General features: G+C 48.3%; 12 protein-coding genes, 1 tRNA gene and 1 riboswitch. Of the genes, 6 read left to right on the forward strand and 7 right to left on the reverse strand.

The window, feature by feature from the left end:
• Positions 1-239: 239 nt before the first annotated feature.
• Complete coding sequence (locus tag H6G50_RS11140; protein ID WP_190716175.1) at positions 240-2,006, reverse strand: GGDEF domain-containing response regulator; 1,767 nt, start codon at positions 2,004-2,006, stop codon at positions 240-242.
• Between the two features lie 154 nt (positions 2,007-2,160).
• Positions 2,161-2,257: riboswitch (TPP riboswitch) on the forward strand.
• 8 nt (positions 2,258-2,265) lie between these two features.
• Here H6G50_RS11140 and thiC point away from each other — a divergent pair.
• From thiC to H6G50_RS11155, 3 genes are all read left to right on the forward strand, one after another.
• Entirely contained in the window at positions 2,266-3,642 is a 1,377-nt protein-coding gene (thiC, locus tag H6G50_RS11145; protein ID WP_190716176.1) for a phosphomethylpyrimidine synthase, read from the forward strand.
• A 51-nt stretch (positions 3,643-3,693) separates the two neighbouring features.
• The gene (locus H6G50_RS11150; RefSeq protein WP_242032791.1) at positions 3,694-5,787 is read left to right on the forward strand and encodes an adenylate/guanylate cyclase domain-containing protein; all 2,094 of its coding nucleotides are present in this window, start codon (positions 3,694-3,696) and stop codon (positions 5,785-5,787) included.
• Between the two features lie 373 nt (positions 5,788-6,160).
• Positions 6,161-7,018 (forward strand): metal ABC transporter permease, encoded by an 858-nt coding sequence (locus tag H6G50_RS11155; protein ID WP_190716177.1) that lies wholly within the window; start codon positions 6,161-6,163, stop codon positions 7,016-7,018.
• Positions 7,019-7,413: 395 nt separating this feature from the next.
• On the opposite strand, the gene H6G50_RS11160 is transcribed toward H6G50_RS11155, so the two are convergent.
• From H6G50_RS11160 to H6G50_RS11170, 3 genes are all read right to left on the reverse strand, one after another.
• Positions 7,414-7,500 (reverse strand) — tRNA-Ser (locus tag H6G50_RS11160).
• A gap of 196 nt (positions 7,501-7,696) precedes the next feature.
• The gene (locus H6G50_RS11165; RefSeq protein ID WP_190716178.1) at positions 7,697-9,913 is read right to left on the reverse strand and encodes a ComEC/Rec2 family competence protein; all 2,217 of its coding nucleotides are present in this window, start codon (positions 9,911-9,913) and stop codon (positions 7,697-7,699) included.
• 363 nt (positions 9,914-10,276) lie between these two features.
• Positions 10,277-10,549, reverse strand: a complete 273-nt coding sequence (locus H6G50_RS11170; protein ID WP_190716179.1) for a hypothetical protein — start codon at positions 10,547-10,549, stop codon at positions 10,277-10,279.
• 140 nt (positions 10,550-10,689) lie between these two features.
• Between H6G50_RS11170 and H6G50_RS11175 the strand changes: the two genes are divergently transcribed.
• Positions 10,690-10,929 (forward strand): helix-turn-helix transcriptional regulator, encoded by a 240-nt coding sequence (locus H6G50_RS11175; RefSeq protein ID WP_190716180.1) that lies wholly within the window; start codon positions 10,690-10,692, stop codon positions 10,927-10,929.
• Positions 10,930-11,229: 300 nt separating this feature from the next.
• On the opposite strand, the gene H6G50_RS11180 is transcribed toward H6G50_RS11175, so the two are convergent.
• From H6G50_RS11180 to trmB, 3 genes are all read right to left on the reverse strand, one after another.
• On the reverse strand, positions 11,230-11,628 hold the full coding sequence (locus H6G50_RS11180) for a type II toxin-antitoxin system VapC family toxin (protein WP_190716181.1): 399 nt from the start codon (positions 11,626-11,628) through the stop codon (positions 11,230-11,232).
• A complete protein-coding gene (locus H6G50_RS11185; RefSeq protein ID WP_190716182.1) occupies positions 11,625-11,870 on the reverse strand; it encodes an AbrB/MazE/SpoVT family DNA-binding domain-containing protein in 246 nt (81 codons plus the stop codon). Before H6G50_RS11185 ends, H6G50_RS11180 begins: the two co-directional genes overlap by 4 nt.
• Before the next feature lie 726 nt (positions 11,871-12,596).
• Positions 12,597-13,238: a tRNA (guanosine(46)-N7)-methyltransferase TrmB gene (gene trmB / locus H6G50_RS11190; RefSeq protein ID WP_190716183.1), complete on the reverse strand. Its 642-nt coding sequence runs from the start codon at positions 13,236-13,238 to the stop codon at positions 12,597-12,599.
• Between the two features lie 46 nt (positions 13,239-13,284).
• On the opposite strand from trmB, the gene H6G50_RS24395 reads away from it, so the two are divergent.
• Together H6G50_RS24395 and H6G50_RS11195 are read left to right on the forward strand one after the other, a co-directional pair.
• A complete protein-coding gene (locus H6G50_RS24395; protein ID WP_277882682.1) occupies positions 13,285-13,416 on the forward strand; it encodes a hypothetical protein in 132 nt (43 codons plus the stop codon).
• A gap of 404 nt (positions 13,417-13,820) precedes the next feature.
• Complete coding sequence (locus H6G50_RS11195) at positions 13,821-14,486, forward strand: Npun_F0813 family protein (RefSeq protein WP_190716195.1); 666 nt, start codon at positions 13,821-13,823, stop codon at positions 14,484-14,486.
• The last annotated feature ends 83 nt before the right edge of the window (positions 14,487-14,569 follow it).

Here is a 14,569-nt window from a genome sequence, read left to right on the forward strand (position 1 = left end):
GGGGGAATTCATCTTTGAGAAGCCCATCAGTTACAGTGCCATGATTTCATTTTCCCTCATCAGGGGACTTGACTCCTACTCCCTCTCACCTGTCGCACAGAAGGACTACTTTTTGTCGTGCGGAATGGGGGATTTAATGCTGGTGGGCGCTGCCCACCCTACTAAAATTACTAAAATTACGAATTACGAATTACGAATTACAAATTACAAATTACAAATTACGAATTACGAATTACAAATTACCCTTCATGACTCATGATTAACTTTTTATCGCTCTGAAGAAGTTCAGTAAACCGAGCAGCAGATAAAGGTTGGCTGAAGATATAACCTTGAATTTCATCGCAGTGGTGCGCGCACAAAAAATCTAATTCTGCCTCAGTTTCTACCCCTTCAGCCACTACTTTAATGCCCAGAGCGTGAGCCATTTGAATAATCGCGCTGATAATGGCTTGGTTGGCATAATTATCGACCAAGTTTTGAATAAAACAAGGATCGATTTTGACGACATTGAAGGGAAATTGACGCAAGTAATTAAGAGAAGAATAACCCGTGCCGAAGTCGTCGATCGCGAGAGTCATTCCGAGGGCTTTGAAGGCGTTGAGGCGTTGGGCGGAGATGGCGGCATTTTGAAGCAGACTGGATTCGAGAAACTCTAACTCGATCGATTGATAATTGAGGGGAATTTCAGCCAAAATTTTAGCGATACGCTGGCGCATATCGATTTGGTTGAACTGACGAGCGGAAATATTAACGGCAAGACAGAGATGCTTCCAGCCCGCCTGATGCCATTGATAAAGCTGCTTGCCGCCAGTTTTGAGAACCCATTCGCCAATTTCGCCCATGAGTCCCATTTCTTCGGCAGCGGGAAGAAATTTATCGGGCGCAATCCAACCGCGCTGGGGATGTTGCCAGCGCAGGAGTGCTTCGCAACTAACGATTTGCCCGGTTTTAAGTTCGACTTTGGGCTGATAGTAAACTTCGAGTTCTTGGCGCTGCCAAGCGCGGCGAAGTTCGCTTTCAAGGCCGATGGGATTACTGCGATCGATGTTTAATAGGGCGGTGTAGAGTTCGACGCAGTTTCCCCCGCGCGTGCGAGCGGTATTCATGGCTCGGGTGGCGCGATGCAGCAGTTTGTCGAGGCTTCTACCATCTCGAGGGTACAACGAAATACCAATACTGGCACTTAAAAAAACTTCTTGGCGATCGAGATGAAAGGGTTTGCTGAAGGGTTCTCGGATGCGTTCTACGGTATCGAGAACTTCTCGTTTATGGGCGACAGGCGGCAGGAGGAGGGCAAATTCATGGGCGTTGGAACTGGCAACTACGCCCCGTTCGCCCACGGCTTGGGCGAGTCGGCGGGCAGCCGCTTGCAGGAGGCGATCGCCCCAAGCATACCCGAAGTGGTCGTAGATGCGGTAAAAGCGATCTAAACTGAAGCAGAGAACCGGGACGATCGCGCCGTTGCTTCTTTCGGAGATATTTAAACCGTAGCGTTCGAGAAATTCTACGAAGCGCTCGTTGAGGGTTTGGCGATCGGGCAATTGCGTCAGGCGATCGCGTTCTAACTGCCGCTCGAGCCGTTGGGCGTAATACTGACGAATGGCTTGATGTTTCTGTAGCTGCGTTTCGAGCGCTTTGAGGGTTTTCTCAGCTTCTAAGGGCGCATTGAGGCAATTATCGCCGCCTGCTTCGATAATTTGTTGTAAATCTACCGTTTCACTGCTCGAACCGAGGACGATGAAAGGAACGATCGCAGCCTGCGAGTCCTTTTTTAAGGCGCGCAACACCTCCCAACAGTCCGCATCGGGTAGCCGCGCTTCGCATAAAATTAAGTCGGGACGTTGGGTTTGTGCCAGTTGCAGGCCGGAACTCGCGGTTTCCGCAGCGATCGCATTGTAGGAACCGCTTTCGAGCCATTCAAGCAGTTGAGCGCGAGCGCTCGATTCGACGGCGATCGCGAGAATTTTAGCTTGTTTGGAAGTTCGGGCGCGATCGTTTCCTCTCATAACTCCACTGAATTCCTTTGTTGTTAAGATTTTTTGCGGGTTCTCTTTACGGTCAAATCCTTCTCCAGTTGCTTGTTACCGACGATCGGTACCGCCATTTATTAAAAATTCCCGACAGCCTCATTTTATCCAACTCAGTAATGTTACGATATTGAATCTAAGCTAGGAGCGCCCGGATTTTCGGGCTGAGATCGTATCCTTAGAACCTGAATCCGGTTAGGACCGGCGGAGGGAAGCTGTTAATTAAGAGGAACCAAATATGCGTACAGAATGGGTTGCAAAGCGTCGCGGGCAAGATAATGTGACGCAAATGCACTACGCTCGTCAAGGTTTGCACACGGAGGAGATGCAATACGTCGCGCAGCGGGAAAATCTGCCGGTGGAGTTGATTCGCGAGGAAGTAGCGCGCGGACGCATGATTATCCCCGCTAATGTCAACCATGCCAATCTCGAACCGATGGCGATTGGGATTGCTTCTAAGTGCAAAGTGAATGCCAATATCGGCGCGTCTCCCAACTCGTCGAACCTCGAAGAAGAAGTCGCTAAACTGCAATTAGCGGTGAAGTACGGCGCGGATACGGTGATGGATTTATCGACCGGCGGCGGCGACTTGGATATCATTCGCACCGCGATTATCAACGCTTCCCCCGTTCCTATCGGTACGGTTCCGATTTATCAAGTGATGGAAAGCGTACATGGCAAAATCGAGAATCTCACGCCCGATGATTTTCTCCACGTTATCGAGAAGCAAGCCCAACAAGGCGTGGATTACATGACTATCCATGCTGGGATTTTAATCGAATATTTGCCTTTAGTCCGCAATCGCATTACCGGAATCGTGTCGCGCGGCGGCGGGATTATCGCGCGCTGGATGTTGCACCACCACAAACAAAATCCGCTCTATACCCACTTTAACGACATCATCGAGATTTTTAAAAAGTACGATGTGTCTTTCAGTTTGGGCGATTCGCTGCGTCCGGGTTGTACTCACGATGCTTCCGATGAAGCGCAACTCTCGGAGTTGAAAACTTTGGGGCAGTTAACGCGCCGCGCTTGGGAACACGACGTTCAGGTGATGGTGGAAGGTCCGGGCCACGTGCCGATGGATCAAATCGAGTTTAATGTCAAGAAGCAGATGGAAGAGTGTTCCGAAGCGCCGTTTTACGTGCTGGGGCCGCTTGTCACCGATATTGCGCCGGGATACGACCATATTACCAGCGCGATCGGGGCTGCGATGGCGGGATGGTACGGTACGGCGATGCTTTGCTACGTGACTCCAAAAGAACACCTCGGACTGCCGAATGCAGAAGATGTGCGTAATGGCTTGATTGCTTATAAGATTGCCGCCCACGCTGCTGATATCGCCCGCCGCCGCCCCGGAGCGCGCGATCGCGATGACGAACTGTCCGCAGCGCGGTATAATTTCGATTGGAATCGTCAGTTTGAGTTGGCTCTCGACCCCGATCGCGCCCGCGAATACCACGACGAAACGCTACCGGCCGATATTTACAAAACAGCCGAATTTTGCTCCATGTGCGGGCCGAAGTTCTGTCCGATGCAAACCAAAGTGGATGCAGACGCGCTGACGGAGTTAGAAAAGTTTCTCGCTCGAGAACAGGAAGCAGTAGCGCGGTAATTTCAACGATAACGGCAAACGGGGCAGGGAGAAGAAGGAGTTGAAGTTGAGTTGAAACGCTCCCTGCTGTCAAAGTTAATAAGGTTAGTTGCGATCGCGGGTTTATTTCTCGCGATCGTCTTTCCCTTTACCGCCGTCGTCCATCAACTGATCTCTGAAGTTGATACCCAAATTCAGTTCGCCCGACAGGAACGACGCGGCCTCGAGTACAATGCTCGATTGCGAACTGTATTAGAGTACCTTATCGAGCATCAAAGTCAAGTCCAAAGATATTTAGAAGGGGATAGCGCTTACAAACCGAGAGTTCTCGCGATTGAATCCCAAATCGATCGCGAAATCGAAGCAATAGACGTTCTCGATCGCCGCCTCGGACAACCCCTGCGTACAAGCGAAGAGTGGCGCAAACTTAAGGGTGAGTGGCAGCAGTTGAAAAAGCAAGTCTTCAGCCTCGATGAAGCAGCAATAGTCGGCGCGCACGGGAAATTCGTCACGAAAGCGATCGCACTAATGAAGCAAGTCGGCGATACTTCCAACCTGATCCTCGATCCTGTCATCGATAGCTATTACTTAATGAGTCCCGTCGTCGTTTATCTCCCGCAGTCAATCGAAAGCATCGACTCGGCTAGAACTCTCGGCGAAGAAGCCATCCGACGCGATCGCCTCGCGATCGACCAACAGGTTCAACTGTCCATGCAAGCGGGAACCTTAGAAACGGCTAGGGACGAGGTAGCGCGGGGGATGGAAGTGGCCTATCAAGCCAACCCAACGCTCAAATCTAAACTCGATACTGCCGTCCGGAGCTATATTAACACCGCGAGTTGGTTCTTGGAAGATTTAGCCCGCCTGAAAGCGGTAGAGGAAGCTTCCAAAGCGCCCGCGATCGATCTTTATACCACGGGCGCGCAAGCCCTCCAAGCAAGCTTTCACCTGTACGACGAGACATCGCCTGCTTTAGATCGACTGCTACAAGCGCGTTTGAGTCGGTTAATCCGCAAAAAATACCTCATCGAACTCTTTAGCGTTGCTGTTCTGGCGATCGCGATTTTGGGCTACCTGGCCTTTACCCTCAACCTAGAAAAACGCCGACAAGCCGAACAAGCCGTGCGTCAGGCAGAGACTAAGTTTCGCAGCATTTTTGAAAATGCCACCGAAGGCATTTTTCAGATCGCCCCCGAAGGAAAATATCTCAGCGCTAACCCGGCGTTGCTTCGCCTCTACGGGTACGACTCCCTCGAAGAACTCAACCGAAATCTCGATGAAACCGGACTACATTATTACGTGGATCCGCAACGACAGGCTCAATGGAAACAGGAAATTGAGTTACATCAAGCCGTTGCCGGATTTGAATCCGAAATTTATCGCGCTGACGGCAGTCCGATTTGGATTTCAGAAAATGCCCGCGTTATTCGCGATCGCGGCGGTAATATTGCCTACTATGAAGGAACTGTGGTCGATATTACCTATCGCAAGGCAGCCGAAGAAGCCCTGCGTTTAGAACAGGAACAATCCGAACGCTTGTTGCTCAATATTTTACCAGAAGCGATCGCCCGACAGTTAAAAACCGAACCGACAAACATCGCCGAATCCTTTGAGGAAGTTACCGTTTTATTTGCCGATCTAGTTGGGTTTACCGTCCTTTCGGCGCGAATGCCTCCCAAGGAATTAGTACATTTATTGAATACTATTTTTTCGGACTTCGATCGCCTTGCCGAACAACACGGATTGGAGAAAATCAAGACAATTGGGGATGCTTATATGGTCGTCGGGGGCGTACCGTTGCCCCGACTCGATCACGCCGAAGCCGTTGCTGCAATGGCCCTCGATATGCAAGATGCGATCGCGCAATTCAACGAGCGGACGGGCGAATCGTTTAGCATGAGAATTGGGATTAATACGGGCCCCGCGATCGCTGGCGTAATTGGGATTAAAAAGTTCATTTACGATTTGTGGGGCGATACGGTTAATGTTGCTAGTCGCATGGAATCGCACGGATTAGCCGGAAGTATTCAAGTGACGGCAAAAACCTATCATTTATTGAAAGAACTTTTTGAGTTTGAGGAGAGAGGACTGATTCAAATTAAGGGAAAAGGCGAAATTGAGACTTATCTATTAACAGGAAAAAAGAAGATAATTTATAATTCGTAATTCGTAATTTGCGGTCATCGATCTTGCCGAAATGCCGAAATGTAATTCGTAATAATTACCCCATGAATCAAGTCCTACCAATTCCCAATCGCGATGCACTAAATTCTTTTGCTGTAGGGGCAGCCACATTGTTATACCCTCTTCGGGAATCGTACAAAATCAATGAGAATTGGTATCAGGTGCTTGAAATGCGATGCTAGGAATTTATTTGTTTTCCAGAACTGAAGTTAGTTGCTCTAAAAACCGTATTATAGGGCTACGCAACTCGCTTAGAATATTGAGTAGCGGGCAGTTCCACCTCCAAAGGCTTGGTAAGTAGCATTATAATTAAGTTTGCCAGTAATTACGAATTACGAATTACGAATTACGAATTATGTTGACATTCTTACTCGATCCACTCCACTATGAATTTATCCGCCACGCGATCGCGATTGGCTTAATCGTCGGTATTCTTTGCCCCTTCGTCGGCACTTATTTAATCGTGCAGCGCATGGCTTTACTCGGCGATGTAATTGCCCATTGCGTCTTACCGGGACTCTCGATTTCCTTCTTTCTCGGCATCGATATTCTCATCGGTGCGTTTATTTCCGGGATATTAGGTTCCCTCGCGATCGCAGGAATTCGCACTCAATCCCGCGTTAAAGTTGATGCAGCAATGGCATTGACATTTTCGAGCTTTTTTGCATTAGGGATCGCTTTGATTACTGTGTTGCAAAATAAGCTGGATTTAGATAGTTTTTTATTCGGCGATATCTTAGGTGTAACCCAAACCGATATTTTACGAACCTTCTGTATTGCAGTACCGATTTTACTCGCGATTAAACTCTTTTATAAAGAACTCTTATTCTACACCTTCGATCGCACCGGCGCGCAAGCAATGGGTTTACCGGTCAACACAATTCACCTCGGCTTCATGGCAGCAATTACCCTGACTATTATTGCCAGTATGCAAGCCGTTGGCGTTATCCTTGTCATTTCCCTCCTCGTCGGCCCCGCTTTAACGGCTTACCTCCTCGTTAAAGAACTGCATCAAATGATGTTTGTCGGAGCAATCTTCGGTACTTTGTCCAGTATTACCGGCGTTTATCTGAGCTATTATACTAATCTTCCTTCCGGCCCCGCGATCGTTTTAGTATCCTCCAGTTTCTTCGTTTTGGTATTATTATTTAGCCCCGATCGAGGCCTACTAACGAACAGTCGTTTGTTAACTCAGAAACGCAATATGAGTTGAAATTAAGCTTTAAAAATATTGAACGATCGAACAGTCTCCGATGACGCACATTTTGCTAAAAGGGATAAACCAATCGCAGCAGAGAACGAGGTTTTGAAAAATAGTCCACAGTTGAGTCGATGCAGTAGGGTGCGTTAGCAAAGCGTAACGCACCGCTATATTGACTTAAATTTCAAGTTCGTAAATCCGTTGCAACATCATACTAATTGGAATCTGTATCTTACTCGAAAGAAAAACGCTATATCCCTTGTAGTTCATAGGATGAATCGCAATCTCAATTAATGCGATATAACCCTCATTCAACTGGAGTGCTTGTCCTCGCTACCGCACGCACCGACAGCAAAGCTTAACAAGTCGCCCGGTTTGATATTGCGCTCTTGAATGCGTATTAGAAACGGAGAGGGAGGGATTTGAACCCTCGAAGACGTTGCCGCCTTAACGGTTTTCGAGACCGTCGCATTCAACCACTCTGCCACCTCTCCAAGGTGCTGGCCTGGTTTAGTATAGCATAAAATTTGCTGAGTAATTGACAATTCGTTCGGCTCTGCCCAACGAGGGATGTGATGTAACGAAAAAAGATTAGGCTTCAACAGAGCAATGAACGGCTGCGAACGTTATCCATTGTCAATTATCCAAGACGTTATCCATTATCCATTGTCAATTATCAATTGTCCATTATCAATCTTGCTCGGAGAGGGTTTGCCAGCCTTTTTGGGGAGTCCATTGTAGGGGATTGTCGCGGGTGAGGGTGTAACGTTGCACGTTGGGGGGAACGGTTGCGAAAGAGGGCGCGATCGCAACTTTCGGTTTAAATTGCTTTAAAACTTCAGTCGGTAACGGTTTTCCCCACCAAAGCAGCGTCTCGATAGGCGAGGTGGGAGGAGCGATTTTGCTGGGGATAGCCAAGCTTGCATCGACAAATAACATTTTTTGCGCCCCAATCTGCAATTGCAAAACGGGCGGTTGCACGCTGAGAATTTGAATCGCGGTTGTGCCGATTCGCTCGGTTTGTCCGATTTTTAAGGGCTGGTATGTTATGTTTTGAGGTTCATCAGCGGGAGTTTTCGCAGGCTCTACACTGCTTAAGAGCTTATTTACTTTTAAATTTGAGATAACTTCTTTCCAACCGCTTTTCAGGGGATTGACTGGCGCGATCGCGAAATCGAGGCGGTTGATGCCGCGATCGCGCAAAAATGGAATCAGGGTATAACGGGCGCTATCTTCATCGGGATTCGCAATCGCAACCGCTTTACCTTTATCGCGAAGCAGGAGAACAGGTAGAGGACGTTCCGGCAAAATTGCAACTTGCACTCCTGTAAAATGTTGATAGCCCAGAGGAAGCAACACCGCCGTCAAAGCAGCCAGGATTGGTAGCAACCAACGCTTTTGCAACGCAGGCAACAGCCAAATCCCCACAATTGCCCCATAAACAAACAGCAGTTGCCCGAGGGTAATCGTTCCCACTGCCCAAGCACTTCCCGGCAAGCGATTAAAAATTTCCACGATCGCGATTAACCCCCGTAAGGGATAATCGAGTAGCCACGCGATCGCGCTTCCCGCCGGTGGAAACGCCAACGCCGCCGCAGCAGACACCATTCCCCCCAAACTCAGCAGCGCAATTAACGGTGTCGCGAGGACATTCACGATTAAACTATAAGTCGCGATCGTACTAAACGCATAGATGAGTAACGGCAGCGTCCACAACGAAGCCGCCACCGGAACTGCAATCGCGCCCGCGATCGTTGGCGGCAACCAGTCCAAACGCTGAGTTATCGCCGTTGCGGAAACAATTAAGCCCAACGTCGCCAAAAAACTCAACTGAAACCCCAAATCCCACACCCACAGCGGATTCAACAGCAATAGCACCGTCGCCGCCGCTAACAGCAAGCCCAACGGCTTTAACTTGCGATCCGCCGTTAGCGCTGCCAATACCGCCGCCCCCATCAACGCCGCGCGCATCACCGAAGGCTGAATTCCCGTTAAAGCGACGTAAAAGAATAGCATTGCCAAACCGGAAATTAAGCGCGATTTTGCCCCCAACTTCCGCGTCAGCGCCAGCGCCACCCCCACCAACAGCGAAACCTGAAACCCAGACGCAGCGAGGACATGGCTGAGTCCGGCGCGGCTAAACTCATCTTGGATGTCAAACGGCAAATCCACCGCCGCGCGCCCCAACACCATCGAACTCAACAACTGTCCCCTCGGACTTCCCAACCACCGCACTTGCGATCGCACGATGCGCCTTCGGATTTGCCACCATCCCCAAGGAGTCCTGCTAGGTTCTCCAAGCAGTTCCCCTGCCATCCCTGCAAAAACACCGCGCCGCGCTAAAAAGGTTTGAAAATCAAAAGCGCCGGGTAATGTCGGCGCTTGGGGTTGATAGAGTTGTCCGCGAAGGCGAATCCTGTGTCCGGGTACGAGTCCGGTTCCTTGGAGTAGGGGAACGGTAACGTAGAGTTTGCCCGTAACGATGCGATTGTTGGCGCGTGCCGCTACGCGGATCCCTGCGGGATCGCATTCCAGGGTAAAACGCACCTTTTGCTTGCGATTCAGGGTAGGAACTTCGGCAATCGTACCGCTAACTTCTACGGCGGTAGGCGGAGTTGTAACCAGGCGGCTGATATCGTTTTCTCCGGGCTGCGGTACTCGCCATTGCAAAGATACGACCGCTAGCGCCGCCACGATTCCCGCCGCCAACCACAGCGGCAAGCGCGGCCCGACTCGCCAAAATCGCGGTACGATAAAACCGGCTAACAAGCCTAAAATCGTCCATCCCGCCGCCAAGCCGCCCCACTGCTGCCAAGGAATATCCCTTAAATCCGTTCCTAAAATTCCCGTCGAGAACAAGCCAAGAATATAAGCACCGCAGAGAATCGCCCAGCTTGTCCCGTTCATCGCTTATTGTGTTAAATCTTCGGGAAAATATAGCATTTTTCGGTCAAACTTGCGCCTCGTAATCTTACCGAATCCGGTCGGGGCATCATTGGGGTAAAAACCAAATCGGTAGGGGCGAATGGTATTCGCCCTCTTGGGTGTAACTTATACCAATTCTCATTTTCAATGCACTAAATTTTGTCTGTAGGGGCCATTAGCGTCAACTTAAGCTTAAACCTGCTCACCTAGCCCGCCTTGGGTTCAAACCCAAGGCTAATAGCTCAAGTCCTCATTTATAGGACTGGGAAATTCAAATGTATCCAACCCGTTTCAACGGGTTTCAGCTATCAGCCAGGAACTTGAGTTCCTGGCGGGCTAAGTGTTTCACCTTAAGTTGACACCCATGAACACTGTTATGCCCTCGCTCTGGGGAATAGTGCAAAACCTATGGGAATTGGTAATAGACTGGGCAGTAATGGGCAGTTCTTCAATATCCAGCAACTTCCACCCATAGCGTCGTTCCATATTGTGGCAATTTTCCTTACCGACTGCTGCATGGCGGGAAATATCTTTATCTTCGTCGTATCGAGGTTTCATAAACGGCTCGGCAATATCATCGCACGCTCCTTCGTCGATCGGCTTGAGTTTGACTCGCATCTGGTGCAACACTAGAGACAAGGTTGGTAGAGGAAGTCAATTGTTATCGGCATCCCGGAAGCATCATAAATTCGATTCTAGAAATCAATTTACAGAAAAATCGGGTTGTTGTCAATAAATTTCTAGAAATATATTTCGCGATGCCCGGAGAAAGTTTGCCAAGGTCGGAAGAGTTGAAATTCAAACAGTTGAGAGAAAATGCAGGACTCTCTCAAGAAGCATTGGCCAGAGCGTTGGATGTAACCTCAAAAACGGTCAGCAATTGGGAACGGGGAGTTTCGCCAGCGAGTCTGACGATTCCTCAAGTCAAGACTCTCTGCAAGCTCTTAAACATTACCTTAGAGGAATTGCCCGATTTGCGCGGCCCGAACGCTAAGTAGGGAGGATGCAGAAGACAAGAGAACCATCTATGCAGGAATGGCACTGACGTTAAGCAAGAATAAATAGCCTGTAGAGACGTTGACTTGCAACGTCTCTACAGATATTTCGTAGGGTGGGCAGCGCCCACCAGCCTTAAGTCAGTGCCATTCATCTATGCAGCAATGCCGACAGAACCGACTCGAGTGGTTGGTTCCGGAATCGGCTCTCCGCGCTCTTGCAAAACCTCGGGATACAGTTCAATCGCTTCTTTAATATTTTCCTGAACTTCTTCCCTCTTTTTGGGTTGAGTATCGTAAAATTCAGCGTAAAGAGTTGATGTGCGGTAAGTGACTTAGTTTGGCATCGAAAGAAGCAGTTTCACTACATCCTGCTAACTGATTTACCCTCGCAATTAAATAATCTGAAAAATCCGCATTCCCTAACCTCATTTGCTGAATCGCCCATTCAATAGCAGATGGCTCTTCAAATACAAAAATGTTAGCTCTTAAAAGACTTTCTAATGTTTGAATGAGTTGTTCGCGACCGAGTTTATATCGACTTCGTAAAACCCAGGCAACCTCACAAAGGACTATATTATTGATGAAGCAAGGTTCATTAACTTGTAAAGCTTCATTAATATAGCAATCGGCAATTTGCCACTGTGTTGGGTCGTCGCGGACTAAGAAACGCACGATGACGTTAGTATCTAAGCCCCTCAAACTGATTCTCCTGCGCTTTCAATAATTGCCGCATCCATTTCCGCCAGGGAAATTGCTTCTCTCCCGGCTTGATATAGCATTCCCGATAAGGTGCGGACATCAATCGGTGCAGGTTGGATGTAAACTCTGCCATTCGGCGCGATCGCTAACTCAATTTTGTCGCCCGGTTTTAAGTTTAGTCGTTCGATAATTTCTGAAGGTAAGGTAATTTGTCCGGAAGCCGTCAAAGTTGTAAGTGTCATGTTTTCACCTCACTCATGGAGTTTTTGGTTAGAGGGCCAGGATAACGCTATAACAATCACTATCAGTATTTTATCGGGTCTGTTGGTGGGCAAGTTTATCTTAATGAATCTCTCAAAAAATCCTACTTGTTACCTTGTCCACCCTACGTTTACTAAATTTTATCTGTAGTAGTTATTCTAACCCGTAATTGAGGATTTTTTTTCTGTAATACCAAATCCCCGTCCTGATGCAATAAATTTTATCTGTAGGGGCAGCCGCATTGCTCATTAGCGTCAACTCAAGGTGAAACACTTAGCCCGCCAAGAACTCAAGTTCTTGGCTAATAGCTGAAATCCGTTGAAACGGGTTAAATACATCTGAATTTCCCAGTCCTATTTATAGGACTTGAGCTATTAGCCTTGGGTTCAAACCCAAGGCGGGCTAGATGAGCGAGGGGTTAATACCAATTTAAGATTATGTTGCCTAGAATCAACTCTCCTAAATTCTCAGGATAGCGGTGCGTTACGCTCCGCTAACGCACCCTACTTTTCATTCTATGCAGCTTCACATCAATCTGGTATAAGCTTAAGTTGACACCCATGAGCATTGCTCTGCCCTAGTTGATGCGAATAGTGCAAAATTAATGAGAACTGGTATAAGTTAGATTTAATAAGTATTAAACTCCCCTCAGTTTTTGGTTAAGATAATGGTGCGTTACGCTTCGCTAACGCACCCTACTTTTGATTCTATTCATTATTCACTTTAAACAAGCATCGATAGACGGGTTCGTTGCGTTCTAAGGTGGCTTTTTCTCGTTCTGTGGCGATGGGAAAAGGGTTTTCTGTTAGCCATTCGTCGGAGTGTTGCAATTTGAAAGCCGAGCAAGCGTTGAAGCGATCGCGCATTTGTCGGGCGATCGCTTCAACATCCGATTGCAGAAAAACCTGTCCGCCTTCCGGCAAAATTTCTGCTAACAATTCAACGAGTTCCGGTTGCACGGCGCGTCGCTTAGCGTGCCGTCTTTTGAACCAAGGATCGGGAAATTGAAGGGTGACGCATTGTAAGGTTCCAGCGGGTAGCGATCGCGCAATAACCGGCAGATCGATATTGACATTTCCGCACAAATAGTGTAGGTTTTTTGCCCCTAAATCATTCCGCCAGCGATTCGCTTCGACGACCAGCGGTTCGCGAATTTCCAACCCTAAGTAATTCCAATCGGGTTGAATTTGTGCCAAGTCTCGCAGAAACCGTCCCCAGGCGCAGCCGATATCGAGGTGGAGCGGTTGTTTGGGGTTAAGATAAATTTCCTCCCAATTCGGCGGCGCGATCGGGTTTTGATACTTATGACTGAGGGGGTTAACGTGCTGTCGAACTCGAACGCGAGACATACTGAGGGGAAATTGATAATGGATAATGGATAATGGATAATTGATAATGAAATTCCATATTACCGATGCTCTGAGTATCCCTATTAGAAGGAATAATCTTTCGGTAAGCCGCGATCGCAGCACGACGGGAGCAGCAGGAAATCTTTTCTCGAACGATAAAACTGCGAACATCCCCTGAATTGTTTTCAGGCAAGATTCGGATAGTACGCGATCGCTTCAATGAGTCACGCGGCAAAAATCGAGCTTCAAAGCATCGAAACGGGGGATTAGGTCGGGAGCTTCGGCAGGAAAGCGCCTAAAGCGTTGCATCGCGACCTCAGAATGCGTCCTGCCAATTTGTCACGCAATGCTGCATTGCTGTAATACTATACCATAAGGCGACCTTCAGTTTTGCTGACGGGAAGAATGCCGCGCCTTGAATTCTCGGTTTACCCAGATATCTCAGATCGGATAAAATCGGGCTATGATACACCCCCCTGAATTTTGTTCTCTACAAAATATCGTTAGGGACAAAGCCTTTGCGTCCTGCGATGGTTAGTTTACAGACCCTACAACCCTGTCAGGAGTCATTTGCCAGAGACTATGTTTATTTTAAAAAGACAGGATGTTGAAATTTCAAGCATTCAGCACCCGAAGCGAGAGCAAAAAATCCCAATTCTTAAATATCAAGATCAGAGTTTCCGGCTGATCGGTGTTTTCGCAGCGAACCAAGCCGAAGAAGCGCGGAATTACTGGCGAGATCTCACAGACAACCAAGGAAAGTTCTGTATTCTCCTCGAAGAACCCGATCGCCATAGTATTTGGGGTAGAATTCGTGCCGATCAGTTGAGCGACGAAGAGAGTATGGCGGATGCTCGGCTCGTTCCCCTCGCGCAAGCAAGTTTAATCCTGTTACAGACGGTGTATCTAGATATCGAAGACTTGCTCGGCAATCGACAAGCCAAACAATTCCAAAAAGATATCGCTCAAGTCTTTGTCGAGTGGAAGTTTGCCCAAGCCGATTCGCCCGCAGCCGTCGAAAGACTGTTAACTCAAGTCGATCCCCTCGATATCAGCCAAGTTCAGCCTTGGGAAGAGCATCAATTGATCACCCTTCTTCAAGAACTGTACCGTTTCGGCAAAGCCTACTTTGGCAATACGAGTTTTGCTGAAGAAGTTGAAGATATTTTACAAGATATGCCCGATAAGGAGAGAGAGCAGTTTCTGGCTTGGCTGAAACGAACTCCTTTAGGCAAATGCTGGCGATAGTTTCGCCTTGTTCGGGCAGCCCAGCGCAACCCAAAACGCGCGATCGCCCATTCCTTGTTGAAAATCATGTCAAAATATTGTTC

Origin of the sequence: Oscillatoria sp. FACHB-1406, assembly GCF_014698145.1 — a bacterium.
Taxonomy (GTDB): Bacteria; Cyanobacteriota; Cyanobacteriia; order Cyanobacteriales; family Spirulinaceae; genus FACHB-1406.